This window comes from Labrys sedimenti (genome assembly GCF_034424805.1).
Classification (GTDB): Bacteria; Pseudomonadota; Alphaproteobacteria; order Rhizobiales; family Labraceae; genus Labrys; species Labrys sedimenti.
This window is the reverse complement of sequence record NZ_JAXOUF010000007.1, coordinates 151,320-177,430: the sequence shown is the minus strand read 5'-3', so window position 1 is coordinate 177,430 and position 26,111 is coordinate 151,320. Positions and strand designations below refer to the sequence as shown.

The following is a 26,111-nucleotide window of genomic DNA, read 5'->3' as shown; positions in this document are numbered from 1 at the left end:
GGGATTTCTGAGTCTCAGCCTAATTCTAAAGTTTATTCGCATAAATATCAGAGTAAATTCAAAATATGGAACGTGTTTTATTGCAATTCTTTGATCATTTTAGTGTATGAAGTTGTGTGCCAAATTTGCAACATGAAGTTGCGAAATTTTGCCATAGTGACGATGAAATGCCTTATTTTGTTGCCTCGAACTCCAGAGTGAGATCACCTTGAGGAATGGTTCCTTGGAATCTTTTCGGGGGCGCAAAAAGGCGCTCACGGTCTCGCAATCGATTGAAGTGCTGCGAAGCGCTCTTAATCAGAAATCGCACTGTCTCGGAGGTCATCAAATGACCATAAGGTCTCTTCTCCTCGGCGCATCTGCCGGATTCGCTCTAATCGGCGCTGCCCAGGCCGCCGATCTGCCCATGACCAAGGGCGAAGCCGTTGAGTATGTGAAGGTCTGCTCGGCCTTCGGCCCCGGCTTCTTCTACATTCCAGGTAGCGATACCTGCCTGAAGATCGGTGGCGAAATTCGCGCCGATTATCGCGCTTTTGCCGGTAATGGTTTCAGCCGCAACGACGATCGTTCGGCCTTCAACACCCAGGCTCGCATCTGGTTCGATGCCCGTACGGAGACCGATTGGGGTCTGCTGCGTTCCTACTTCCAGATCAATGCCGACTCGCATCCGATCAGCAATCAGGGTCGCGGTGGCATCTATAACGACAACCGCTTCACCATTGACAAGGCCTTCATCCAGTTCGGTGGCCTGACCGCTGGCTACGCCCATTCCTTCTTCGGCTTCTACGACAACGAATATGGCGACACGATCTGGGCGCCGTATTACGCAGAGCAGAACACAGTCAACTTGATCGCCTACACCGCTCAGTTCGGCGGTGGCTTCAGCGCCACGCTGTCGATCGAAGACGGCCGTGACCATCGCGTCGGCGGGACGAGTACGCCGGTTGATATCAACGGGACGCTCTATGGCTACCGTGAAGGTGGTCAGCAGGTTCCCGACGTCGTCGCCCAGTTGCGTTGGGATCAATCCTGGGGCTCCATCGCCGTTCAGGCGGCGGGCCATCAGTCTCGTTCGGGAACGGACTACACGATCACCACCCCCGGCGCTAACCCCGGCGATCCGCCGATAGTGACACCCGTTAACGTTCGGCGCAGCAACAAGTACGGCTATGCCGTCGGCGCCACCGGCTTGATCAAGATCCCTGCGATCGACAATGGTCACTTCATCGTTGAAGGCCAGTATGCGAATGGTGCGCTCGACTATCTGGGCGCAGGCGCCACTTGGCTTGCGAATTCCGATTCCTTCGTGAACAGCCGTGGTCGAATTGACCGCGGCAAGGGCTGGTCGATCACGGCGGAACTCGGCGGCAATATCACCCCGGTTCTGGGTGCCAACCTCGTCGGTTCTTACATCGATACGCAGTATGACCACTATCTGGGCAACGGCAAATACGGCCTGAAGGAATACACGATCGCAGGTAACCTTACCTATACGATCGTCAAGGGCCTGACCGTGGCCGGTGAAGTGGCCTGGACCCATGGCAAGGTGGACGACGGCATCATCGACGATGGCGAGTTGAACGGCCGCAGCAAGTACAATGTCTTGCAGGGCGGTGTCCGGCTCAAGCGGACTTTCTAAGTCTAGCTAAATATGTTTTGATTGAAGGCCCAGTGCAAATTGGGCCTTCTTCATGCCTATTCTAATTAACTTATCAATGCAGGACGGCAATTTTCGATCGATACGCTAGAGATAATCTGAATAATTTAATGATTTAAACGTGGATTCAGTCCTGGCGTAATGGATGAATTTATGCATTAATTGGAATCTGGTTCGCGAGACCAGATAATCATATACGACTTCCACACTTTCCTTTCGAAATGGCCCGGCTTTGTCCGGGTCATTTTTTATAATGGAAAGGCGCAACCGTGAAACATACGGACTGTTGTCTCGTGCCAAAGCGTGTTGGTGCATGTTTGTCATAGATCGATCGCCATCTGGGTCTAACAGCCTTGATGGCATTTTGCGTTTGAACCCATCAATTCGGGTGAGTTCCGCCGTGCCGTAGCCTTGCCGCACCCGACAGAAACGCTGCCCTGGCTGCCACGGGGTAGGACGATGGCCCACCCGGCATACGCATGCGAGTTCACCCGACCTACGGTGCTTATTGCCTGGCCGGGACGATCACAACGCGCCCAAGGATGGAATTGCCTTCGGCATAGGCGTGGGCCTCAGCGGCGGCTTCAAGTGGAAACGTCCTGTCCACGATCATCTTGAGATCCCCCGTGGTTGCCAGCTCCAACATCCTGGAGATCGTGAGGTGGACATCCGGCTTTTCCAATTGCGTTCCCATGAAGACACCGAAAAGCGATTGGTTCGCCTGTAGTGCTGGCCATAGATCAATACTGAGTTGCGAACCGCCGGCGTTACCCACGAATATCAAACGCCCCTCCGGCCTGATCGTCGCTAGGGAACCTTGCAGGGTGGCTCCCACCGGGTCCAGGACGAGATCCACGCCACGACCCTGTGTCAGGCGCATGATCGTATCGACGACGTCGGCTGAGTGATGATCGATCGCATGATCAAGGCCGAGCCCGATGAGGCGTTCGGCCCTCTCGAGCCCGGAGACAGTTGCAAGCACAGTCGCGCCTGCCAGATGGGCGAGCTGGATGGCGGCAAGCCCGACACCGCCGGCGCCTGCCTGGATGAGGACCGTTTCGCCACGCTTCAAACCGCCCCGCGCAAAGAGGCAGTGATGAGCGGTTCCGAATGCGATAGGCAGGGCTGCAGCAGCAGCCATGCCGAGTCCTTCCGGCACAGGCCAGGTCCGGCTGGCGACAACGCCACGCAGTTCCGCATGCGATCCGGCGAGGTCGAAGCTCGTCACCTTTTGGCCCACCTGGCGATTCTTCACATCCTCTCCGACCGCGATGATTTCGCCAGCGGCGGCATAGCCGACCACGAAGGCCGGGTGGGGTGGAGCCATGGATGCGCGATTGATCAGGTCGCCGCCCTCGATGGCGGCCGCCTCGACGCGGATCAGGACGCCATCGCTTGGACAACCCGGATCGGGCACATCCGCGTAGCGAAGGACATCGGGCGGGCCGGGGTGATCGTAGATGGCTGCTTTCATGGTTCTCTCGCTGCGCCATAGCTCGCCAGGCGGGCGGTTGGGATCGATCCATGCTCCACTCGCCGGACCCGGCATCCGGGCATAGCATTCATCGCTGGCGTCGAGGCTTGCCTGCGAGGTGAGATTGGCGAGGCCCCAGATACGGATCGCTCTGGATTCGAAGCCAAACTCGCCATCCCGGCCCGGGATCAGCCTTGGCTCGGCACAGGCGTTTTGAGCAGTTGTTGCTCCCAGAGGAAGGCAATGCCGCTGCCGGCAGCATGGTGCACCAGTACCTCCGAAAGCTCTGCGGCATGCTCCGTACGGGCCCAATCGCGCTGCCATTCCGAAGCCACAGCCAGCCAGGTCATCATGTTCGCACCGGCCATGATCATACGCTGGATAGCGACCTCGTGGGCCTCGACCGAAGTGCCGCCGGACGCATCGGTGACAACCGTGACGTCCCAACCTTCGCCGAGTGCCTGGATCGTCGGCATCGCAACGCAAATCTCGGTCCACAGGCCCGCGATGATCAACTGCTTGCGGCCGGTGGCCTTGACGGCGTCGACGACCTTCCGGTCTTCCCAGGTGTTGATAAACGTCCGGTCGATCACTTCCTGGTCGGGGAAGACATCGGTGATCTGGGGGAAGATGACGCCGCCCCGGTCCGCGACCACGCTCGTCAGGATGGTGGGGACGCCGAACGCCTTGGCGGCCTTGGCCAGTGCCGTCGAGTTGTTGACCACCATATGGGGATCGTGGCTGTTCAGGTTGGCGAGCTGGTAGGGCTGGTGGTCGATCAGAACGAGGACCGAGTCTTCGGGCCGAAGAAGCGAAGCAAGGCCGTTACGAAAGGTCATTGTTGCGTCCTTTGCAGCCGCTTTGTGCGGCATTGGGTTTGCAGGAGACATGCGCCGGCGGCGCGACGCTTGCCAGCCACAATTTGTCGTTCCTTTTGATGATGCGGTAGCGGCATAGTTCGGCACGCTGTGTCGCGAAATGAGGAACGCCGAGTTGGACATCGAAGATCTACAGACATTCGTTGCGGTGGCCGATGCAGGGGGTGTATCGGCGGCCGCGCGCCGGCTCGGCGTCTCCAAGTCAATCGTCAGCCGGCGGCTTTTTCGGGTTGAAGCGGAGCTTGGCGTCCAGCTCCTTGCGCGAACGACCCGCGGGGCCGCGCTTACGGAAGCGGGAATCACGTTCAGAGACCATGCGGCCAGAGCCAGCGCCGAAATCGATACGGCCAGGGAAGCGATCCTCCCTACCGGCGAGTTGCGCGGCGGCCTGAGGGTTGCCATGCCGCTTACCTTCGGCGTGACCCATTTCGCTCCTGTGCTCGCGGAAATGGCGCGTCTGCACCCGAAGCTTCACATCCATACGTCCTACAGCGATCGCTTCGTCGATCTCATCGCAGAGGGTTTCGATTGCGCGATCAGGGGCGCTTATCTTCAGGACTCCAACTTGATCGCCAAGCGTGTCGGGCCGATCCATGGAAAGCTTGTCGCAAGCCCGGACTATATCGAGTTGCACGGATCACCTGAAACTCTGGGCGAACTCGTCGCCCATCAGGCCCTCATGCAGGGAACCGAGGCCTGGCAGTTCATGGATGGCGACAAGATCGTCACGGTTCAGCCGCAAGGCAGGTTCAAGGCCGACAGCGCCCTAGCCCTTGCGGCGGCGGCGGCAGCAGGTCTCGGCATCGCCTGGCTCCCCGATTGCATCACCTATGAATATCTGGCATCCGGCGCTCTGGTTCCTATCATGACACGCTATCCGGTACCTCCGGGAGCCACCTATGTCGTCCGCCCGCCGGGGCAGTATCCCACGCGGAAAGTGCGGGTGCTCACGCAGATGCTGATTGAGTATTTCAAGCGCAACCCGGACCTCTGGGGCCGTGACGGCTAAGACCCGATGGTTCCTCCAGCTGCCCCGTCGTACGACGTGGAGGGACCAACACCGCTCACTGCCTCGACCTCATCAAAAGGGAATCGGAGACGCTATTCACATCGCCAGGCTGCGGATAGCTTTTGACGAAATTGCACGACGATCCCAACTGCGCCGGTTGCCGATGTCATGATGCTCTACCGTGACGACCGCAGTGCCGCGGTCGATCGCTTCTTGATAGAAACGCGCCACTATTTCCGGCCCTGACGACAGGCCATTACCCGGTTCGGTTCAGCTCCTTGTTCGGTCTTCCGCCCGGCATGGCAAGAGCGGCATGGGGCATCCAGACAACATACCGATAAATAGGTTTCAGATATAATTCTATCCGAAGGATATATTGGACGTATAAATATTCTCTCGACATAACGCGCCTGCATCTCGGGAAATCAGGGGAGGTCGCAGTGGACTCGACCGCTGGGACGGCGCAGCGCCTGTGGGAACTCGGCGGTCACGAAAATGGCGGCGCGGAACGGGGAACGCCTGCGCTCTTGAACGGCGGCTATGAGATCTCAGGTGGCCACGGCTGCGTGCAGGCGGTCCTGCGTGCCATGTCGATCCTCAAATGTATCGCCCAAGACCCCAATGGGATGACGCTACGAGAAATTGCTCGAGGCACGAATTTGGCACCCTCGACCGCCCATCGTCTGCTGACAACGCTGCAAAGTGAAGGTTTCGTGCAGTTCAAGCCGGAGGCATCGCGCTGGCTGGTCGGTCATGGCGCCCATCTGGTCGGCGTCGCCTTTCTCCCGCAATGACGCCGGCCGCTTGCCTGACGTCGCGCGTTGATACGATCGAGGTTTGCGTGGAACGATACTTGTGCATTCCACGATGTGAAAACACCCGGCCAATCGTTGGCTTTTGTGCTCTAACTTGCTGGCAGCCAGTCGCTTCCTTGTGGGGCGCGCGGATTGGATTGGCGGATTGGATTGGGGGAATCTAGCAGGCCGAAGCATGGGAGGGCGGTGTCATGAAGCCGGACGTCATTGGACTGGGATCACGGGAGCGCCCATGGCGGGCCATCTGATCAAGGGCGGGCATGAGCTTCATCCGGGCGCCGCCGCCTGTGCCACTGGCTATGAGCTGGCCGGGAAGGCCGGCATCGTTTTCATTGTGGCGCCTGGCCGGATCGCCGGTAAGATCGCTGTCGACATGAATTCGATTTCATCGCTTGCAACCTCGGAAGACGGTCGACTTGTCACCGAAGCTCTCGTGCCGGCCTGCGTCCGGAATGAAACGCAACAGCTGGGCGCAAAAATCGACGACGATGCCTACCGGAGCGGACAATTCCCGCTGCGATCAGACTGTTCGAACAGCCCTGCCTGCCTCCAGAGTTTCCCGAGTTTCCGACTATTCCCGCCTATCGGCTTATCCAGACAGTAGGGATCGCGCATGAGCGACGAGATTAAGGACACCAATCCGGCCGAAACCCGAGAGTGGCTCGAGTCGCTTGACGGCGTCATCGAGGTCGAGGGCCCGGACCGAGCCCATTTTCTGCTCGACCAGGTCATGGCAGGCGCCCGCAAACGCGGGACACCGGTGCCCTATTCGGCTAACACGCCCTATCTCAACACCATCCCGGCCGACAGGCAGCCCGCCCATCCCGGCGACCGGGCCATCGAGCACCACATCCGCTCGATCATCCGCTGGAACGCGATGGCGATCGTGCTGCGCGCCAACAAGACCTCGTCCGAGCTCGGCGGCCATATCGCCAGCTTCCAGTCGTCGGCGCTGCTCTACGACACCGGCTACATGCATTTCTGGCACGCGCCGACCAAGGATCACGGCGGCGACCTCATCTATGTGCAAGGCCATGTCTCGCCCGGTATCTACGCCCGCTCCTTCGTGGAGGGACGCCTCAGCGAGGAGCAACTGCTTGCCTTCCGCCAGGAGGTCGACGGCAAGGGGCTGTCGTCCTATCCCCACCCCTGGCTGATGCCGGAATACTGGCAGTTCCCCACGGTCTCCATGGGGTTGGGGCCGCTGATGGCGATCTATCAGGCGCGCTTCCTGAAATATCTCCACAACCGCGGCTTTGCCGACACCGCCCCGCGCAAGGTCTGGGCCTTCCTCGGCGACGGCGAGATGGACGAACCGGAATCGACCGGCGCCATCTCCCTCGCTGCGCGCGAGAAACTCGACAACCTCATCTTCGTCATCAACTGCAACCTGCAGCGCCTCGACGGGCCGGTGCGCGGCAACGGCAAGGTGATCCAGGAGCTGGAGGCCCAGTTCAAGGGCGCCGGCTGGAACGTGATCAAGGTGATCTGGGGCTCGGGCTGGGACGATCTTCTCGCCAGGGATACCAGCGGCGCGCTGCTCAAGATCATGAGCGAGACGGTCGACGGCGAATATCAGGACTACAAGTCCAAGAACGGCGCCTATGTCCGCGAGCATTTCTTCGGCAAGTCGCCGGAAACCGCCGCCATGGTCAAGGACTGGACGGACGACCAGATCTGGGCGCTGGTGCGCGGCGGCCACGATCCCCTCAAGGTCTACGCCGCCTACAAGGCCGCCAGCGAGCACAAGGGCCAGCCGACGCTGATCCTGGCCAAGACCGTCAAGGGCTATGGCATGGGCGAGGCGGGTGAAGGCCAGAACATCACCCATCAGCAAAAGAAGATGGGCGAGCATTCCCTCAAGGAGTTCCGCGACCGCTTCGGCCTCACCGAGATCACCGACGAGAAGCTGGCCGAGATCCCCTTCATCCGTTTCGAGGAGGGCAGCAAGGAGCTCGCTTATCTCAGCCAGCGCCGCGCCGCGCTCGGTGGTTCCCTGCCTTCGCGCCGGGCGAAATCGACGGCGCTGGAAGTGCCGCCGCTCTCGGCTTTCGATGCACAGCTCAAATCCACCGAAGGCCGCGAAATCTCGACCACCATGGCCTTCGTGCGCGTGCTCAACACGCTGCTGCGCGACAAGCAGATCGGCAAGCGCGTCGTGCCCATCGTGCCAGACGAGAGCCGCACCTTCGGCATGGAAGGTATGTTCCGGCAATTCGGCATCTTCAGCCAGGTCGGCCAGCTTTACCGGCCCGAGGATGCCAATCAGCTGATGTTCTACAAGGAGGACAAATCAGGCCAGCTCCTGCAGGAGGGCATCAACGAGGCCGGCGCGATGTCGTCATGGATCGCGGCCGCAACGTCCTATTCGACCTCGGACGCGCCGATGATCCCCTTCTACATCTATTACTCGATGTTCGGCTTCCAGCGCATCGGGGACCTGGCATGGGCGGCCGGCGACATGCGGGCCCGCGGCTTCCTGGTGGGCGGCACCGCCGGGCGCACCACGCTGAACGGCGAAGGCCTGCAGCATGAGGACGGCCATTCGCACCTGATCTCGGGCACGATCCCCAACTGCCTCTCCTACGATCCGACCTTCGCCTATGAGGTCGCCGTCATCGTCCAGGACGGCTTGCGGCGCATGTATGCCGAGCAGGAAGACGTCTTCTACTACCTCACCGTGATGAACGAGAACTACGAGCATCCGGCCATGCCTGCCGGTGCCGAGGAGGGCATCGTCAAGGGGATGTACCTGTTCAGGCAGGCTCAGAAGCAGACGCCCTTGCGCGTCCAGCTCCTGGGATCGGGCACGATCCTGCGGGAAGTCATCGCCGCGGCCGAGCTGCTCGCTGCCGATTTCGGCGTGGAGGCCGATATCTGGAGCTGCCCGAGCTTCACCGAGCTGCGGCGCGAGGCCGTCGCGGTCGAGCGCTGGAACCTCCTCAATCCCGAGGCGGCGCCGAGGAGGAGTTATGTCGAAACCTGTCTGGGGGACCGGCAGGGACCGGTGATCGCCGCCACCGACTATATGCGCCTGTACGCCGACCAGATCCGGACCTGGGTGCCCGGCCGCTACCGCGTCCTGGGCACGGACGGCTTCGGCCGCTCGGACTATCGTCGGCGCCTGCGCCACTTCTTCGAGGTCGACAGGCATTGGATCGCGGTCGCCGCGCTCAAGAGCCTGGCCGAGGAGGGGGCGGTGAAGCCTGCGCTCGTCGCCGAGGCCATCCGCAAATACGGGCTCGATCCGTCCAAGGCCAATCCCGCCACCGTCTGAGCCGGGCGCGCGCCGAGACCTGGCAGCCGCACAGGTGGCCGCCAGATCCCGGGTGCACCGCACGCCACTTTGCCGACCCATCACGCGCATCAGCCCAAACGGGCCAACCGTCTTCAGGAGGAACTCCCGTGCCCACCGAGATCAAAGTTCCAGATATCGGCGACTTCAAGGACGTCCCTGTCATCGAAATCCTCGTCAATGTGGGCGACAAGGTGAATGTCGACGACCCGCTGGTGTCGCTCGAATCCGACAAGGCAACCATGGAGGTGCCCTCGACCGCGGCCGGCATCGTCGAGCAGATCCTGGTCAAGCTCGGCGACAAGGTCAGCGAGGGCGCGCCTCTCGTCGTGATCCAGGCCGGGGAGGGGGGGATGGCTCAGCCGCCGTCCCTCGTCGAACAGCAAGAGCCGGCGCCTGCCGCCGCGCCTGCGCCAGCAGCGGCGGCTCCGGTGTCCGCTCCCGCGCCGACCCGCGGCGCCATCGCCGATTTCTCGGGCGTGCATGCCAGCCCTTCGGTGCGCCGCCTGGCGCGCGAGCTCTCGGTGGACCTCAACCAGCTCAAGGGTACCGGCGAGAAGGGACGCATCACCCTCGAGGATGTGCGCGCCTTCCTCAAGGGACCGGCCCCGGCCGCTTCGGCACCGGCGGCGGCCGGTACGGGCATCCCCGAAATCCCCGCTGTCGATTTCTCCAAGTTCGGCCCGATCGAGACCAAGCCGCTCTCGCGCATCAAGCGGCTCTCAGGCCCCCATCTGCATAGGGCCTGGCTCAACGTGCCCCACGTCTCCCACAATGACGAGGCCGACATCACCGACATCGAGGCCTATCGCAAGGAACTGGACACCGCAGCCAAGGAGAAGGGCTTCCGCGTCACCCTGCTGGCCTTCCTGATCAAGGCCTCGGTTTCGGCCCTGCGTGCCTTCCCGGAATTCAACGCCTCGCTATCGCCTGAAAAGGACGCCCTGATCTACAAGAAGTTCTACAATATCGGCATCGCCGTCGACACGCCCGATGGCCTCGTCGTTCCGGTGATCAAGGATGCCGACCGCAAGGGCATCCACGAGATCAGCAAGGAGATGGGCGACATCTCCAAGAAGGCGCGCGACGGCAAGCTCGGCCCCGCCGACATGAGCGGCGGCACCTTCTCGATCTCCTCGCTGGGCGGCATCGGCGGCACCGCCTTCACCCCGATTGTGAATGCGCCCGAGGTGGCCATCCTGGGCGTGGTACGCTCGAAGATGGCGCCGGTCTGGGATGGCGCCGAGTTCAAGCCGCGCCTGATGCTGCCGGTCTCTCTCTCCTATGATCATCGGGTGATCGACGGGGCGCTTGCGGCCCGCTTCGCCCGGCATTTGTGCACCTCGCTCGAGGATGTTCGACGGCTGATCCTCTGACCGGCCGGATTTCGCAACACTCGGGAGAGACAAGATGAGCAATGGAAACGAAGTCCGCGTCCCCGACATCGGCGACTTCAAGGGCGTGCCTGTTATCGAGATCCATGTGAAGCCGGGCGATCAGGTCCAGGCCGACGATCCCCTGGTCTCGCTGGAATCCGACAAGGCGACGATGGAAGTGCCCGCACCGGCGGCGGGCACGATCGCCGAGGTCACGGTCAAGATCGGCGACAAGGTCAGCGAAGGCGACGTCATCGTGACGATGGCTGGCGCGGCGACAGCCGTTGCCCCGGCGGCGGCTCCCAACGAGGTGCCGAAGGCGGCCGCGCCCGCCGCCCAACCCGCCAGCGGCGGCAAGGGCGACATCCATGGCGAAGTCGTCGTGCTGGGTGGTGGTCCCGGCGGCTACACGGCTGCGTTCCGGGCCGCCGACCTCGGTAAGCAGGTGGTGCTGATCGAGCGTTGGCCGCAGCTTGGCGGCGTCTGCCTGAATGTCGGCTGCATTCCCTCCAAGGCGCTGCTCCATGCCGCTAAGGTGATTTCCGAAAGCCAGGAAATGGGAGCCCACGGTATTACCTTCGCGGCGCCCGAGGTCGACATCGACAAGCTGCGCGGCTGGAAGGACAGCGTGATCAGGAAACTGACGGGCGGCCTCGGCGGCCTCGCCAAGCAGCGCAAGGTCACAGTCGTGCATGGCACCGGCCGCTTCACTGCGCCCGACCGCATCGAGGTGCAGGGCGAGGAGGGCACCAAGTCGGTCAGCTTCGAGCATGCCATCATCGCGGCCGGTTCGGAGCCGGTGGTGCTGCCCTTCATCCCGCAGGATGACCGCCGGGTGATCGATTCCACCGGTGCCCTGGCGCTTGATAACGTTCCCAAGCGCCTGCTCGTCGTCGGCGGCGGCATCATCGGGCTCGAAATGGCCACGGTCTACCAGGCACTGGGATCCAAGGTCACCATCGTCGAACTGATGGACCAGATCATTCCCGGCGCCGACAAGGACATCGTCACGCCGCTGATGAAGCGCGTCTCCAAGCAATTCGAGGCGATCCATCTCAAGGCCAAGGTCACCAAGGTCGAGGCCGGGCCGGACGGGCTGACCGTCTCGTTCGAGGGCGGCAGCGCCCCGGCGACCGATCGCTTCGACAAGATCCTGGTCGCGGTCGGCCGCCGCCCGAACGGGCGCCTGATCGGTGCGGAAAATGCCGGCGTCGCCGTCGACGAACGCGGCTTCGTTGCCGTCGACAAGCAGATGCGCACCAACGTCCCGCACATCTTCGCCATCGGCGATGTGGTCGGCCAGCCGATGCTCGCCCACAAGGCCGTGCATGAAGGCAAGGTCGCGGCCGAGAACGCGGCGGGACACAAGGCCTTCTTCGACGCCAAGGTGATCCCCTCGGTGGCCTATACCGATCCCGAGGTCGCCTGGGTAGGCCTGACCGAGAACGAGGCCAAGGCGCGCGGCGTCAAATATGGCAAGGGCGTCTTCCCCTGGGCTGCCTCCGGCCGCGCCCTGTCGCTCGGGCGGGACGAGGGCATGACCAAGGTGCTGTTCGAGGAGGGCTCGGAGCGCATCATCGGCTGCGGCATCGTCGGCACCAATGCGGGCGATCTCATCGCCGAGGCCGCGCTCGCCATCGAGATGGGGGCGGATGCGGTCGATATCGGCGCGACGATCCATCCCCATCCAACCCTGTCGGAAACGATCGGGATGGCCGCGGAGGCCTTCGAAGGCACGATTACCGACCTCTACATGCCCAAAAAGCGCTGAGACCATCGCAGTTGAAGCCAAGCCGGGCGTCCTGACCATGTCCTGACGGCCCGGTTCCCGCGCAAAGGCCCGCCTGAAAGGCGCCCGCTTGGGCGTCAACGGCGGAGTGCGCCCTGAAGACAAGGGCGGGAGCGGGCCGCAAGGCCCTTCCTGCCGAACGCATCGAGTTCAATCAATCGGAGGACGTCGTGGACGAGCAACTGGTCAAAGCTGCCCTGGATTACCATCGCTATCCCATTGCCGGAAAAATCACCGTCCTGCCGACCAAGGACATGACGACACAGCGCGACCTCGCTTTGGCCTATTCGCCCGGTGTCGCGGCGGCGTGCCTCGCCATCAAGGACGATCCGCAGGAAGCCGCCAGCCTGACGGCGCGCGCCAATCTGGTGGCCGTCATCTCCAACGGTACGGCCGTGCTCGGCCTCGGCAATATCGGGGCGCTCGCCGGCAAGCCGGTGATGGAGGGCAAGGGCTGCCTGTTCAAGAAGTTCGCCGGTATCGACGTGTTCGACATCGAGATCGACGAAACCGATCCCGACAAGCTGGTCGACATCATTGCCAGCCTCGAACCGACCTTCGGCGGGATCAATCTGGAGGATATCAAGGCGCCCGAATGCTTCATCGTCGAGACGAAGCTGCGCGAGCGCATGGGGATTCCGGTCTTCCATGACGACCAGCATGGCACGGCCATCGTCGCGGCCGCCGCGATCCTCAACGGCCTGGAAGTGGTCGGAAAGAAAATCGAGGACGCCAGGCTGGTCTGCTCGGGCGCCGGGGCTGCGGCTCTCGCCTGCCTCGATCTGCTCGTCCATCTGGGGCTGCGCAAGGAAAACGCCTTCGTCACCGACAGCAAGGGCGTCGTCTACAAGGGACGCACCGCCTCGATGGACGAGAGCAAGACCCGCTATGCCCGCGAGACGCAGGCACGCACCCTTGCCGACATCGTGGAAGGCGCCGACATCTTCCTCGGCCTCTCGATGGCGGGTGTCCTCAAGCCGGAAATGGTCGCGGGCATGGCCGAGCGGCCACTCATCCTGGCACTCGCCAATCCCGAGCCCGAAATCCGGCCCGAACTGGCCCGCGAGGTGAGGCCGGACGCCATCGTGGCGACCGGGCGGTCGGACTATCCCAACCAGGTCAACAACGTCCTGTGCTTCCCCTTCATTTTCCGGGGCGCGCTGGATGTGGGCGCACGCACCATCAACGAGGCGATGAAGCTGGCTGCCGTCCGCGCCATCGCCGAACTCGCGCGGGTCGAACAGTCCGATGTCGTGGCCGCTGCCTATGGCACCCATGATCTCGGCTTCGGTCCGGACTATCTCATTCCCAAGCCGTTCGATCCGCGGCTGATCGTCAAGGTGGCCTCGGCGGTGGCCGAGGCCGCCGTCGCCAGCGGCGTCGCGGTCAGGCCGATCGAGGATTTCGACGCCTACCGGCGTTCCCTCGAGCGTTTCGTCTACACGTCCGGCACGGTGATGCAGCCGGTGTTCGCGGCGGCGGTCGAGGCCGGCGCCAAGCGCATCGCCTATGCCGAGGGCGAAGATGACGGGGTGCTGCGCGCGGCCCAGATCGCCCTCGACGAGCGTATCGCCTCGCCCGTCCTGATCGGGCGGCCCGATGTCATCGCCCGCCGGATGCAGGAACTGGGCCTGCGCATCCGGCCCGGCAAGGATGTCGAGGTCGTCGATGTCGGCGACGATGCGGCCATGGGCGGTACCTCGACGGCGGCCCGGCTGCTGGCCGCCGGCGAGGTCGAGGGCATGTTATGCGGCATCGCCGGTGCCTATGCCGATCACCTTGCCCCGATCGACAAGATCGTCGGCCTGCGGTCCGATGCGCATGCCTTCGCCGCCATGGGCCTGCTGCAGCTGCCGCGCCACACGGTGTTCGTCTGCGACCCCTTCATTCATCGCGATCCCTCGGCGGACGAAATCGCCGAGATGACGGTGCTTGCGGCCAGGGAACTGCGCCGTTTCGGCCAGGTGCCCCGTGCGGCCTTGCTGTCCCATGCCGATGACGGCGGCAGCGACGACCCGTCGGTGCGCAAGATGCGGGCGGCGCTCGCGCGCATCCTGGAACTCGCGCCGGAACTGGAGGTGGAGGGCGGATTGCAGGCCGATACGGCTCTCAGCCGCGCCGCCCTGGCCAGGGTCCGGCCCGACACGCGGCTGACGGACGCTGCCAACCTCCTGGTCATGCCGAACCGGGATGCGGCCAACATCACCTTCAACGCCTTGAAGGTGATTGCGGGGCAAGGCGTCTCGGTCGGCCCCATCCTGCTGGGAGCTGCCAAACCTGCCCATATCCTCACGCCGGCGACGACGGTGCGCGGCATCGTGAACATAACCGCGCTGGCGGCGGCTGCAGGGTAGGGCGCCACGCGGTTATCGCAGTCTTTCATCCCCTCATCTCGCCCGAAGGTTGGGCGAGATGAAAGCTTCGAGAAGCAGGCGCAACGTCTGCGCCCCCTGGCCCCGCTGCCTGCGGGGCGAGGGTAAGGGTGACGGTTGCCGCATCTTTTTTCGAAAACAGGTACCCACTTTTCGGCGCGGCCCGTCGCTACAGGCGGCACATTTCCCGAAAAACGAAGCCTCCCGTCGCGGGCAGCGGCGGGAGGCCTGGAATTCAGTCGATCCACGAAAGATCAATCAGGGCAGGCGGATCTCGTAAGGCTCGGGGAAGTGGAATTCCTCGAGATTTCTGCCGTCTCCCGCCCGGTCGACGACGAGGAAATCCTGCGGCTCGCCGAGTGGCGTCAGCACGCCATGCCAGAGATTGGCCGGATAGTTCACGCCCTGGCCCGGACTGGTCAGGAAAGCGCGGGGCGCTCCCGGCCGGCCGCCCTCATCCGGCGCGACGACCACCAGGAAAGGGCGCGGTGACAGGGGAAAGAAGGCTTGGCTGCCGAAAGGATGACGTTCCACCATCGTAAGCTTCAAGGGCAGGGCATAGGGCGTGCCCTTGAAGATGTTGATGATGACATGGCCGCCCGGCCCCTTGGCTTCGGCCCGGGCGAGGGCATGATAGCGCTCGCAACGCCCGCCATTGATCGGATAATGCGCGGCACCGTCGGTCTCGATCACCTCGCCGAAGGACGCGAAGGTCTCGCGAGTGAGGGGCTCGACGAGAAGGATGCTCATCGCCGCAATTCCCCACCGAGCTTCATGTGCCGGTTGACGTCCTTGTAGAGCAAATAGCGAAAATTGCTGGGGCCGCCGGCATAGCAGGCCTGCGGGCAGAAGGCGCGCAGCCACATGAAATCGCCGGCCTCGACCTCGACCCAATCCTGGTTGAGCCGGTAGACCGCCTTGCCTTCCAGGACGTAGAGCCCATGTTCCATGACATGGGTCTCGGCGAACGGAATGACCGCGCCGGGCGCCAACGTCACGATGGTCACATGCATGTCGTGGCGCATGTCCTCGGGATCGACGAAGCGTGTGGTCGCCCAGCGGCCCTCGGTATCCGGCATCGGGCTGGGCGCAATATCGCGCTCATTGGCAAAGATCGGCTCGGGCTTTGCAATGCCGGCGACATGCTCGTAGCTCTTGCGGACCCAATGGAAGCGAACGAGCCTGTCGCTCTGGTTGCGCACGCGCCAATCGCTGCCGCAGGGAATATAGGCATAGCCGCCGGGCGTCAGCGTATGCGCCTTGCCGTCGAGCGTAACCGTCAGCTCGCCCTCGACGACGAACAGCACGCCCTGCGCACCCTCGTCCAATTCCGGCTTGTCGCTGCCGCCACCCGGGGTGACTTCCACGATGTATTGGGAAAAGGTTTCGGAGAAGCCGGAGAGCGGGCGAGCGATCACCCAGCAACGAGTCTTGTCCCAAAGCGGCAGATAGCTCGTCACGATGTCGCTATAGACACCTTTTGGGATGACGGCATAGGCCTCCGTGAATACGGCACGGCCTGTAAGGAGTTGAGTTTGGGGAGGCAGCCCGCCAGTCGGGGAAAAATACGATCGGACTGTCATTATTCTATCCTTAGGCCCATTAGTTGATATTTTTTATACTTCAGTACTTGCATCACTTGGGAACGATATCCACCGGTTATGCTTTGAACTACGTTCAGAGCATCTTGATCGCGGACGCGTAAACAAGCGCATACCAATGGTTCGTAATCCGAATATCGGGCAAATGCGAGTCGTCCGTTGCAAAATCCCGACGAATTTCACGATGTGGAATCTGCAAGATCAGGCGAAGTCGAACCCTTTTCTAATGAAGCATTCTGAGTAAGCATAATAGAAATCAATAAGCTCGACTCACAGCATCGAGCGTATTCCAACGTTGGGAGGTTGGGCCGTCGCAGCCGATCGTCTGTCTGCCGGTATATCGGCGTCCATGAAGAGGCGCGGCAGGCCGGCATCTCTTGCCCATGCAGGGCCGGCAATTCCGACCAGTAATCGGTGTTCGTGGCCGACATGGAGCGCACCTTGCGCTACCAGGACATCTCCATGCTGCATGAGGGCGACTATTTCCTCAACGGCAAGCTCTATGACGCCAAGGGCAGCGAGGTGAAGGTCGAGGGCCCGAGCCGCTACTGATGCCAAAGAAAAGTGCCGCCTCTGGTCGCATGCAGGCCAGGGGTCGACGCCGTCCCTTTCAAGGCGGCGCGGTCGCAACGGCTTGATGAATGGCGTTTTATCGTGAAATCCATTTCCTCTCGCGTCCGCGTCGAAGTGTGCTCGACGCACGGGGCGAAGCAGCCTTCTCGGAGGCCACCATCAATCCCTCACCTCGGCACGCGGCGATGGAAGGGGCGGCCGAAGCCACGGGACGTTCGGAGCGGCCCTGTTTCCTATCAAGGGCCGCTTGCCGCAGGGGCCGCAACCCGCCACCCGAGCCTGGATCTTCGACCACCCGAGCAAACTCGGCGCTGGATAAAACCTGGAGGTAACGTCACCGGCCGCATAGTCAAACTTGCTATGCTTGCCTTTCCGCCAGGCGGCAACTCGCGGTCCAAGGCGACGGCTAAACGATGTTTGTCTATCTTTATACGAGCACTTTGGAGAGAAAGGCTTGAGTCTGTGGATGGGATGGGTTGCCCAGTACATCCCCGGGCCCGCCTTCCTCGATGATCTCGCCGCCGGCCATGAAGACGATGTGATCAGCCACTTCGCGGGCGAAGGCGATCTCATGGGTCACCACGATCATCGTCATGCCGCTTTGGGCAAGATCGCGCATCACGTCCAGCACATCGGAGACCAATTCGGGGTCCAGGGCGCTGGTCGGTTCGTCGAAAAGGATGAGCTTGGGCTGCATGGCGAGGGCGCGCGCGATTGCGACACGCTGCTGCTGTCCGCCGGACAGCTGGCGGGGGTAGGCGTTGACCTTCTCCGCCAGTCCGACGCGCTTCAGAATGGCGTGGGCGCGTTCCCTCACCTCCTCGCGCGGTTCCCGCTTCACCCCGACCGGCCCCTCCATGATGTTCTGGAGAACCGTCATGTGGGGGAACAGATTGAAGTGCTGGAACACCATGCCGATGTGGATGCGCTGGCGCGCTATCTCATGCTCGTGCATTTCCTGGAGGTGGCCTTTGTGTTCCCTGTAGCCGATCAGCTCGCCATCCACGCGGATGCGGCCCTTGTCGATACGCTCGAGATGGTTGATGCAACGCAGGAAGGTGCTTTTGCCGGAACCGGACTGGCCGAGCAGGCACATCACCTGGCCGTTCGAAACGGACAGGTTTATTCCCTTGAGAACCTCCAGGGCACCGAAGGATTTGCGCACGCCCGTCGCCTGCACCATGATCTTGGCTGGCGGCTTTGGTTGAAAGGTCATGGCGCGCTTCTCGCTTTCTCGCCAGGATTGATCGGGCTGCTGCGGGACAGCCCGAAGAATGCGCCGATGCTTTGCAGGGGCGTCGGAGGGAGGTCGCGGCTGCTGCCGCGAGCGTAGTGGCGCTCGATGTAATACTGGATGCCGCTCATCACCGAAACGATGATCAGGTACCAGATGACCGCCACCAGCAGCAGCGGAATGGTCTCGAACGTGCGCGTATAGATCGTCTGGGCGGCGAAGAGCAGTTCCGGTACGGCGATGATGCTGACCAGAGCCGACATCTTCAGCATATTGATGGTGTCGTTGCCGAGCGGCGGGATGATGACGCGCATCGCCTGCGGCAGTATCACCCGCCGCAGCAGCCGCCCGCGCGACATGCCGATGGATTGGGCCGCCTCCGTCTGGCCGTGGTCGATGGAAATGATGCCCGCGCGGATGATCTCAGCGCTGTAGGCGGCCTCGTTCAGGCTGAGCCCGAGGATTGCCGCCACATAGGGCGTGATCAGCACATTGGCATCCAGCTCGACGAAGTCAGGGCCGATGAACGGGATGCCCAGCGAGATATGGGGAAACAGGGCGGACAGATTGTACCAGACCAGCAATTGCACCAGCAGCGGCGCTCCGCGGAAGAACCACACGAAAAGCCATGACGCACCCGACAGGATGGGGTTCGGCGACAGCCGCATGACCGCCAGCATCACGCCCAGCGCGACACCCATCACCATGGCGATGGCCGTCAGCTCCAGAGTGCGCCATACGCCCAGCAAGATCGTCTGCGAGGTGAAGTACTGACCGACCACGGCCCATTCGAACCGTGGGTTGGTGAAGAGCGTGTGCACCAGCATCGCCGCCAGAAGGGCGACGAAGGCGATGGCCACCCAGCGCCAGGGATGACTGGCCGGCCTGATGACCAGGTCGATCGTAGGATCGACATCCGCTCCCTTCGAACGGGTCTCGTTGACCGACATGGCTGGCTCCCGAAGTTGCGGCTGCCGGGTGGCGATCTCCATCCCTTATTGGCCGTCGTTGATCATGGCCTTGTCGATGGCGCCGACCTCCTGTCCCCACTTGGCCAGGATCTTGCCGTAGGTGCCTTCGTCGATCAAAGCCTGCACGGAGGCCTGGAGGGCTTTGGTCAATTCGTCGGAACCCTTGGGCAGCACCAATCCGTAGTGACGTGGTGCATAGGAGGTACCCGGCACCTCGAAGGTGCCTTTGTGTTGCTGTGCAATATAGGCACCGGCGGATGTGTCGATCATGGCCACGTCGGCCCGGCCTGCCTGCAAGGCCAGGACGATCTGGCTGGTACCGGGCAGGATCTTGGCGCTGACTTCAGGTTTGCCGGCCTTCACGCAGTCGTCCGAAGCCTTCTTCGCATCGTCGATTTCCGTGGTGCCCTTGTCGATTGCGACGGAGATGCCGCAGATGTCGGCCAGGCTATGGATGTTCTTGGGATTGCCTTGCTTGACCAGGAAACCACCACCCGAGGTGAAGTAGTCGACGAAATCGACCTTCTTGCGTCGCTCCTCGGTGTCGGTCATCGCCGACATCGCCATATCATAGCGGTTGGCGGCGAGAGCCGGAATGATGGCGTCGAAGCTCATATGCTGGAATTCGAGCTTGACGCCGAGCTTCTGCCCGATCGCTTCGGCCAGATCCTTGTCGAGGCCGATGATGGTGGTGTTGTCGGTGTCGAAATATTCGAACGGCGGATATTCTACGTTGCTGGCAACCCTTATCTTGCCCGCTTCTCTCAATTTGGCCGGCAGCATGGCCTGGATCTTGGGATCCGCCTTGGTCGCAATGGCGGTATCGGCATAAGCCGTACCAGCGAGCATTGCTCCGACCAGGAACAATGCGGCTGCGGTCGCCGAAGCGGACCGAGCGTGACGACGACGTTCATTGCCCATGCATTGAGTCCCCTGTTTATCGCGAGGGCCACATTGACGTGGTCTCGAAGCTCGCGGATTTTGGCTCCGGATGGCTTGATGATCAGATGTATATACTAGCTTATACAACTTATCGAAGCCATTCTTGTCAAGTGTGATCCGCCCTAATGGCCCAGGGAAACCCCGGGTTGGTGACATGCTAAGGTCGAGCCGACGCTCTGGCTCTTGCCGACGCGGTGGCGTATCGGGACTGGCAACCATTCCATTTTACTATATAGCTATATACATTATTGGGAATTGTTTCCCGTCGAGCCTGTCTACGGAGAAGCCGTCGGTTTTCGGCTGCTGCCCTATGCAGCTTGTATTAACATGTAGACCTGTTTGATTCAGGCGCATTGGCACATGACGAGATGAACAAGAAAAGAGATGGCGCCTTGAAGGAGATGGTCCGCGGCAACGGCGAGATCGGGGTCTCGCTGGGGCAGCAGGTGCGCAACCATATTCTGGCGAAAATCAATTCAGGCGAATGGCAGGAAGGCTATCGGGTCCCATCTGAAGCGCGCTTTTCGGAACAGTTGGGCGCCTCGCGCATGACCGTCCATATTGCCATGCGCGATCTTGCCGCGGAGGGGGTGCTGGTGCGGCGGCAGGGGGCCGGCACCTTTGTCGCCGCCCGCCAAAGCCAATCCACCTTTCTGGAATTGCGCAACATACATTCCGAGATCGAAGCGCGCGGAAACCGACATACGACGGACGTCATCAAGATGGAGGAGGTCAATAGCGATCTCAATCTCGCTACCGAGCTCAATGTCGTGCCCGGTTCTATGGTATTTCACTCTTTGTTGGTCCACCGGGAAAACGGAAGGCCGCTGCAAATTGAAGACAGATACGTAAACCCGCAGTTTTCTCCGGATTATCTGGAGCAGGATTTCACAAAAATAACACCCTATGTCCACCTGATGGCCGTGGCTCCCCTGGAGGAGGTCGAACATGTCATTCAGGCCGTCCTGGCCGATGAGTTCAGCTGCAAGCTGCTCGAAATGAAGCAGGGCGAACCGCTGCTTTTGCTGCGCCGGCGCACCTGGTCGCGCGGCATGATTGCTACCAGCGCGCGCTTCCTGCACCCGGGGCCTCGCTTCAGCCTTGCGGGGCGAATGCCTGTCGGTCGCTGAAGCGAAGGGAGAGGCGGGTTTCTGACGGGCTCAGCCTTGCCGTCCCTTCGCCGAAGGGCATCGTCTGCCTTGACAGGGGCTCGACATCTGAAAGATATTCAAGTTGCATATACAACTCTATATAACTTGGATGCCGACATGTTGGGGCCAATGTTTGCAATCGGCGATCAGGGAGCTAGCGTACCCAAGCCCAGCGCGCGGCTGACGGAATTGCCCGGCTATGGACGCGGCCGGGCCGGGCCCGGCATCGCGTTTGCGCACAGGCTCGGTTCCAATGAGGCACCGGATCCACCGAGCGCGGCCGTCCAGGCCGCTGTGGCCAAGGCAGCGGCGGGCGCGCACCGTTATCCGGATTTGCGCGGCGAGACGCTGGCGGAGGCGCTGGCAAGCCGGCATGGTCTGCCAGCCGACATGATCGCGGTGTCGGCGGGCTCCGTCACCATGCTGGACCAGCTCATCCGTGCCTATTGCGATCCCGGCGACAGGGTGATCACGCCCTGGCGCTCCTATGAGGCCTATCCGATCATCGTCGGCGGAGCCGGCGCGCGCCTCGTGGAGGTGTCGCTTGACGGCCGTCACCGGCTGAATGCGGCGGCGATCCTCCAGGCCTGCAGGTCCGAGGCGCGGGTGGTGATCATCTGCAACCCCAACAATCCGACCGGTACCATGCTGGCGCCGGGCGAGTTGGAGGCTCTGCTGGATGCCATACCCGCGCAAACGCTCATCATCCTCGACGAGGCCTACGCCGATTATGCCGACGAGGCGGCGATGGTTGCAGCTTCGCCTGCGCATCGCCTGGCCCGGTATCGGAATCTTGCGGTGTTGCGCACATTTTCCAAAGCCTGGGGGCTTGCCGGCATGCGGGTCGGCTATTGCCTGGCGGATCGCAGCATCATTGCCGCGGCCAATGCGGTTGCGCCGCCATTCCCGCTGCCGGCAACTGCGCAGGCGGCGGCGCTCGCGGCCCTTGCCGAGGAGGATGTGGTCGCGGCACGCATAGCTGCCAGTCTCGAGCAGCGAGGGCACATGTATGAGGGGCTTTCGGCCCTTGGATTCGAGGTCGCGCTCTCGCAGGCCAATTTTGTGTGGCTGGCGGTCGGCGCGGAGGCGGAAGCGCTGACCCTTCATTTGTCCGCGGCCGGGATCGCGGTACGCTGCTTTCGCGGCGAGGGCGTGCGCATTACGACGGGGACGGCGGCCGCCACCCAAGCTCTGCTGGCGGCGGCGGCGGCGTGGCTGTCGAGGTGAGGGGGCGAGGGGGAGAGCGATGATCGGCTGAGGCCACGGCGGGCGGCCGGGAACATCGGCATGCCGTTCGCTGGGAAGGGTTGATCTGCCCGATGCTGTTCACCAATGCGGCTATGGCGGGGGCGTCCTATCGACCATCGTGACCGCGACGGGATAGTCTTGCCCCGCCCGCGAGCCGTGGGCGCCTTCGTCCATTCCGCAGACGTCCTGCGGACAACATAGTCAGCGGAGTGCCATGTCGAGAGAAAGCACCCTTCCCAAGGCGTTCGTCCAGACCCTGCGAGAGCGGTTCGCGGATCGTTTCCAGACCGGGGCGGCCATATGTGCGCAACACGGTTCCACGACCACTTGGATCGAGAACCAGCCGCCGGATGGCGTGGTCTTTGCCGAGAATACGGCGGAGGTTGCCGATATCGTCGGACTGTGTGGCGAGGCGGGCGTGCCGGTCATCCCCTTCGGCGCGGGCAGCTCGCTCGAAGGCCAGCTCAATGCGCCAAGAGGCGGTATATCCGTCGACCTGACGCGGATGGACCGCATTCTTGCGGTCAACGCCGAAGACATGGACTGCGTGATCCAACCGGGCGTGACACGCAGCCGCCTGAACGACTATCTGCGCGATACCGGCCTGTTCTTCCCTCTCGATCCCGGCGCCGATGCGACTCTCGGCGGCATGGCCGCCACCCGCGCTTCGGGCACGACCGCGGTGCTCTATGGCACCATGAAGGACGCGGTGCTGTCGCTCGAGGCCGTGATGCCGGACGGCCGGGTGATCCGCACCGGCCACCGGGCGCGCAAGAGTGCGGCGGGCTACGATCTGACCAGGTTGCTGGTCGGTTCCGAAGGCACGCTCGGCATCATCACAGAGCTGACGGTTCGGTTGCGAGGCATTCCTGAGGCGGTGTCGGTGGCTCGCTGCTCCTTCCCCACCGTCGAAGATGCCAGCAATGCCGTTATCAGCGGCCTTCAATTCGGCCTGCCCTTTGCGCGGATCGAGCTGTTGGACGCAACCACGGTCAAGGCGGTCAATGCCCATTCGCAGTTGAGCCTGCCGGAGACGCCGCTGCTGCTGGCCGAATTCCACGGCACGCCGGACACAGTCGCTGAATTGTCGGTGCGTTTCGGGGAAATCGCCCGCGAGCACGGCGCCAGCGCACTGGACTGGACGACCGATCCGCAGGAACGGACGCGATTGTGGAAGGCGCGCCACGACCTGTTCTGGGCGGTCCTGGGCCTGCGGCCCGGCGCCAAGGGCATCAGCACCGATGTGTGCGTGCCGATCTCGCGATTGGCCGAATGCATTGGCGCTGCCGCTGAGAAGGCCCGGTCGCTGGGGCTGCTCGCTCCGATTGCGGGGCATGTCGGCGACGGCAATTTCCACAATCTGATCGTGCTCGATCCGGAGAACCCGGCGGAGCGGGCCACCGCCAAATCCTATATCGGCTGGCTGAACGAACTGGCTCTTTCCATGGAAGGAACCTGCACGGGCGAACATGGCGTGGGGCAGGGCAAACGTTCCTATATGGAGCGCGAGATGGGCCCGGCGCTGGATGTGATGGCGGCCATCAAGGCGGCGATCGATCCGAAGAACATCATGAACCCGGGAAAGATCCTGCCCGAACGGTTCGAAGCGCCAGACTGACGCGGCATATCGAGATGAACTCTTATTCAGAAAAACGCTGCAAAAACTATAGTTTATAAAATTATTCTTATCTAATAGATTAAGTGTGCCGCTGCAGCACTTCTCCAAGCGTTGCGGAATGGCCGGCTCATCCGTGGCCGAACGCCTCGACAATGGCTTGCGAGGCGGGGGGCAGGATCGCGCTCTTCGCACCGTCGAGCGGACATGCGAGGATGACGGACTCCTGGGCGAAGCCCTCGGCAATCGGGACACTGGCCAGGGGAGACCCGTCATAGGCACAGCTGCTTTTTGACCCGGCATAGGTGATGCCAATGCCTTCGCCATGAGCGGCAAGGCTGCGCATGACCTCAAATGCCTGCACTCTGTGGCGAACGACCGGCTCCGCGCCGATCCGCCGGAAGAGGCCGAGGACGTGTCTTACCGACAGGCCCTCTTCGAAGAGGATCAGTGCGCGTTGGCCGAGGTCCCGGAGGCTGACCTGCCGCAAGCCGGCAAGGGGGTCGTCGACGCGCATCAAGGCGTGGGGCTGGACTGAGGCGAGCGGTCGGCGCAGGAAGCTTGCGTCGAGACCGAGGTCGAACGTCACGGCCAAGTCGATGCGCGACTGCAGCATGTCGCGGGCGAGCGTCTCGAAATCGGCGATGCGATAGCGGATTTCCGCACCCGGCAATTTGCTGCGCAGGGCATTGAGCAGGCGGCCGATATGAAGCGGTGCCAGATCCTCGAACAGCCCCAGTGTCAGGCGACCGACAGTAGCGTGTTGGTTGCGGGTGGGGTCGTCCAACTGCCGGGCGAGGGAGATGATCTCCTCGACCTGGGCAAGATAATCCTGGCCGAAATCGGTGAGCTCGACCGGGGCGCCTCGGCGCCTGATGAAAAGCTTGCGTGCCAGGCGCCGCTCGACCTGCGTGATGGCGACCGAAAGCGAGGGCTGCGACACGTTGAGTTGCGAGGCCGCGGCCGAGAGACTGCCGGAGCGGGCCACGGCGGAAACATACTCGAACTGGCGAAGCGTGAGATATAGCATGAGCCTAAGAGTAGTTTAGGGACTTATTATTTGAAACTATAAATAATTGCCTGTTTGGTGGTTCCGTCAAGCAGGGAGGAACGCAATGACACATCCGCTCGTCACGCAGGAACAGATCGAGGCCTATCAGCGCGACGGCGTCGTGCTGGTGCGCGGATTGTTCAAGGATCACGTGGAGAGACTGCGGGCGGGTGTGGCCCGCAACATGGCGGAGCCCAGCCAATATGGCGCCGAGAACCTCAAGCCTGGCGAGGCAGGCCGCTTCTTCGACGACTATTGCAATTGGGAGCGCATCCCCGAATTCGAGACCGTGATCCGTCACTCCGCAGCCGGCGAGGTCGCGGCTGATCTGATGGGGGCGAATTCGGTCCAGGTCTTCCACGACCATGTCCTGGTCAAGGAACCCGGCACATCGAAGCCAACACCCTGGCACCAGGACGGCCCCTATTATTTCGTCGAGGGGACGCAGACGGTGAGCTTCTGGTCGCCGCTGGATCCGGTGCGCGAAGCGTCCCTGCGCTGCGTCGCCGGCTCGCACCGCTGGCCGAAGCCGGTCCTGCCGACGCGCTGGCTCTCGGAAGAGAATTTCTACGCCGACAGCGATGCCTATATCCCCGTACCCGATCCCGATGCGGAAGGCATGGATATTCGCGAGTGGGAGATGGAGCCGGGCGATGCCGTCGCCTTCAACTACATGACGCTCCATGGCGCTCGCGGCAATGAGGCGGCGACGCGCCGCAGGGCTTTCTCCCTTCGGCTCGTGGGAGATGATGCCCGCTATGTCGAGCGACCCGGACGCACTTCGCCTCCCTATCCTGGCCACGGCATGTCGGCGGGCGAAAAACTGCGCGAAGACTGGTTCCCGACGGTTTTCCAACGCGGAGCCGCGCGCGGCGTGGGCTGACACATTATCGGGGGGCGGGCGGGTGTCGATCTGTGGCGGCCTACAAACCTCGCCTGCCATTTGCGCATCATGTGGACCATATCGATGCCGGACAGGATCGTCTCTGCGCATATGGGCGATTTGAATCCGGCCTTCATTCACATTTGCGGAATATTCAACGCCCTATGATACCAAGGG

At 62.4% G+C, this 26,111-nt stretch carries 22 protein-coding genes; 13 read left to right on the top strand and 9 right to left on the bottom strand.

The window, feature by feature from the left end:
* Window positions 1-223 precede the first annotated feature (223 nt).
* Window positions 224-1,639 carry a porin gene (locus tag U1R88_RS21120; RefSeq protein WP_322433003.1) on the top strand — a complete coding sequence of 472 codons (1,416 nt, stop codon included), beginning with the start codon at window positions 224-226 and terminating at the stop codon, window positions 1,637-1,639.
* Window positions 1,640-2,162: 523 nt separating this feature from the next.
* Here the strand turns inward: U1R88_RS21120 and U1R88_RS21115 are convergent.
* Together U1R88_RS21115 and U1R88_RS21110 are read right to left on the bottom strand one after the other, a co-directional pair.
* The gene (locus tag U1R88_RS21115) at window positions 2,163-3,131 is read right to left on the bottom strand and encodes a quinone oxidoreductase family protein (RefSeq protein ID WP_322433002.1); all 969 of its coding nucleotides are present in this window, start codon (window positions 3,129-3,131) and stop codon (window positions 2,163-2,165) included.
* Window positions 3,132-3,319: 188 nt separating this feature from the next.
* Entirely contained in the window at window positions 3,320-3,970 is a 651-nt protein-coding gene (locus U1R88_RS21110; RefSeq protein ID WP_068281806.1) for a hydrolase, read from the bottom strand.
* Between the two features lie 154 nt (window positions 3,971-4,124).
* On the opposite strand from U1R88_RS21110, the gene U1R88_RS21105 reads away from it, so the two are divergent.
* Window positions 4,125-5,018 carry a LysR family transcriptional regulator gene (locus tag U1R88_RS21105; protein ID WP_322433001.1) on the top strand — a complete coding sequence of 298 codons (894 nt, stop codon included), beginning with the start codon at window positions 4,125-4,127 and terminating at the stop codon, window positions 5,016-5,018.
* Between the two features lie 96 nt (window positions 5,019-5,114).
* Here U1R88_RS21105 and U1R88_RS21100 read toward each other — a convergent pair whose 3' ends face one another.
* Window positions 5,115-5,249, bottom strand: coding sequence for a hypothetical protein (locus U1R88_RS21100; protein WP_322433000.1), 135 nt, complete (start codon window positions 5,247-5,249; stop codon window positions 5,115-5,117).
* A 209-nt stretch (window positions 5,250-5,458) separates the two neighbouring features.
* On the opposite strand from U1R88_RS21100, the gene U1R88_RS21095 reads away from it, so the two are divergent.
* The 6 genes from U1R88_RS21095 to U1R88_RS21070 all read left to right on the top strand — a co-directional run bounded on the left by U1R88_RS21095 (window position 5,459) and on the right by U1R88_RS21070 (window position 14,647).
* Window positions 5,459-5,812, top strand: a complete 354-nt coding sequence (locus U1R88_RS21095) for a helix-turn-helix domain-containing protein (RefSeq protein WP_322432999.1) — start codon at window positions 5,459-5,461, stop codon at window positions 5,810-5,812.
* Between the two features lie 253 nt (window positions 5,813-6,065).
* Window positions 6,066-6,437 carry a hypothetical protein gene (locus U1R88_RS21090; protein WP_322432998.1) on the top strand — a complete coding sequence of 124 codons (372 nt, stop codon included), beginning with the start codon at window positions 6,066-6,068 and terminating at the stop codon, window positions 6,435-6,437.
* Window positions 6,438-6,446: 9 nt separating this feature from the next.
* Complete coding sequence (aceE, locus tag U1R88_RS21085; protein ID WP_322432997.1) at window positions 6,447-9,110, top strand: pyruvate dehydrogenase (acetyl-transferring), homodimeric type; 2,664 nt, start codon at window positions 6,447-6,449, stop codon at window positions 9,108-9,110.
* 128 nt (window positions 9,111-9,238) lie between these two features.
* Window positions 9,239-10,504: a dihydrolipoyllysine-residue acetyltransferase gene (gene aceF / locus U1R88_RS21080; protein ID WP_425545461.1), complete on the top strand. Its 1,266-nt coding sequence runs from the start codon at window positions 9,239-9,241 to the stop codon at window positions 10,502-10,504.
* A 34-nt stretch (window positions 10,505-10,538) separates the two neighbouring features.
* Window positions 10,539-12,275, top strand: a complete 1,737-nt coding sequence (gene lpdA / locus U1R88_RS21075) for a dihydrolipoyl dehydrogenase (protein ID WP_322432996.1) — start codon at window positions 10,539-10,541, stop codon at window positions 12,273-12,275.
* Window positions 12,276-12,463: 188 nt separating this feature from the next.
* Window positions 12,464-14,647, top strand: coding sequence for an NADP-dependent malic enzyme (locus tag U1R88_RS21070; protein WP_425545460.1), 2,184 nt, complete (start codon window positions 12,464-12,466; stop codon window positions 14,645-14,647).
* A gap of 276 nt (window positions 14,648-14,923) precedes the next feature.
* Here the strand turns inward: U1R88_RS21070 and U1R88_RS21065 are convergent, their stop codons facing one another.
* The gene (locus tag U1R88_RS21065; protein WP_322432995.1) at window positions 14,924-15,415 is read right to left on the bottom strand and encodes an ureidoglycolate lyase; all 492 of its coding nucleotides are present in this window, start codon (window positions 15,413-15,415) and stop codon (window positions 14,924-14,926) included.
* Entirely contained in the window at window positions 15,412-16,248 is an 837-nt protein-coding gene (locus U1R88_RS21060; protein ID WP_322432994.1) for a bifunctional allantoicase/(S)-ureidoglycine aminohydrolase, read from the bottom strand. The genes U1R88_RS21065 and U1R88_RS21060 overlap by 4 nt, the downstream gene beginning before the upstream one ends.
* Window positions 16,249-16,680: 432 nt before the next feature.
* Between U1R88_RS21060 and U1R88_RS21055 the strand changes: the two genes are divergently transcribed.
* Window positions 16,681-16,818 (top strand): hypothetical protein, encoded by a 138-nt coding sequence (locus U1R88_RS21055; protein WP_322433088.1) that lies wholly within the window; start codon window positions 16,681-16,683, stop codon window positions 16,816-16,818.
* A gap of 448 nt (window positions 16,819-17,266) precedes the next feature.
* Here the strand turns inward: U1R88_RS21055 and U1R88_RS21050 are convergent, their stop codons facing one another.
* The 3 genes from U1R88_RS21050 to U1R88_RS21040 are packed head-to-tail and all read right to left on the bottom strand — an operon-like array spanning window position 17,267 to window position 19,965.
* Window positions 17,267-18,055 carry an amino acid ABC transporter ATP-binding protein gene (locus U1R88_RS21050; protein WP_305773770.1) on the bottom strand — a complete coding sequence of 263 codons (789 nt, stop codon included), beginning with the start codon at window positions 18,053-18,055 and terminating at the stop codon, window positions 17,267-17,269.
* A complete protein-coding gene (locus U1R88_RS21045) occupies window positions 18,052-19,023 on the bottom strand; it encodes an amino acid ABC transporter permease (RefSeq protein ID WP_322432993.1) in 972 nt (323 codons plus the stop codon). The genes U1R88_RS21050 and U1R88_RS21045 overlap by 4 nt, the downstream gene beginning before the upstream one ends.
* 45 nt (window positions 19,024-19,068) lie before the next feature.
* A complete protein-coding gene (locus U1R88_RS21040; protein ID WP_322432992.1) occupies window positions 19,069-19,965 on the bottom strand; it encodes an ABC transporter substrate-binding protein in 897 nt (298 codons plus the stop codon).
* 389 nt (window positions 19,966-20,354) lie between these two features.
* On the opposite strand from U1R88_RS21040, the gene hutC reads away from it, so the two are divergent.
* From hutC to U1R88_RS21025, 3 genes are all read left to right on the top strand, one after another.
* Window positions 20,355-21,116 carry a histidine utilization transcriptional repressor HutC gene (gene hutC / locus U1R88_RS21035; RefSeq protein ID WP_245314491.1) on the top strand — a complete coding sequence of 254 codons (762 nt, stop codon included), beginning with the start codon at window positions 20,355-20,357 and terminating at the stop codon, window positions 21,114-21,116.
* 138 nt (window positions 21,117-21,254) lie between these two features.
* Entirely contained in the window at window positions 21,255-22,364 is a 1,110-nt protein-coding gene (locus tag U1R88_RS21030) for an aminotransferase class I/II-fold pyridoxal phosphate-dependent enzyme (RefSeq protein WP_322432991.1), read from the top strand.
* Between the two features lie 235 nt (window positions 22,365-22,599).
* The gene (locus tag U1R88_RS21025) at window positions 22,600-24,003 is read left to right on the top strand and encodes an FAD-binding oxidoreductase (protein WP_322432990.1); all 1,404 of its coding nucleotides are present in this window, start codon (window positions 22,600-22,602) and stop codon (window positions 24,001-24,003) included.
* Between the two features lie 127 nt (window positions 24,004-24,130).
* Here the strand turns inward: U1R88_RS21025 and U1R88_RS21020 are convergent, their stop codons facing one another.
* Window positions 24,131-25,030 carry a LysR family transcriptional regulator gene (locus U1R88_RS21020; RefSeq protein ID WP_322432989.1) on the bottom strand — a complete coding sequence of 300 codons (900 nt, stop codon included), beginning with the start codon at window positions 25,028-25,030 and terminating at the stop codon, window positions 24,131-24,133.
* Between the two features lie 85 nt (window positions 25,031-25,115).
* On the opposite strand from U1R88_RS21020, the gene U1R88_RS21015 reads away from it, so the two are divergent.
* Window positions 25,116-25,934, top strand: coding sequence for a phytanoyl-CoA dioxygenase family protein (locus U1R88_RS21015; RefSeq protein WP_322432988.1), 819 nt, complete (start codon window positions 25,116-25,118; stop codon window positions 25,932-25,934).
* The last annotated feature ends 177 nt before the right edge of the window (window positions 25,935-26,111 follow it).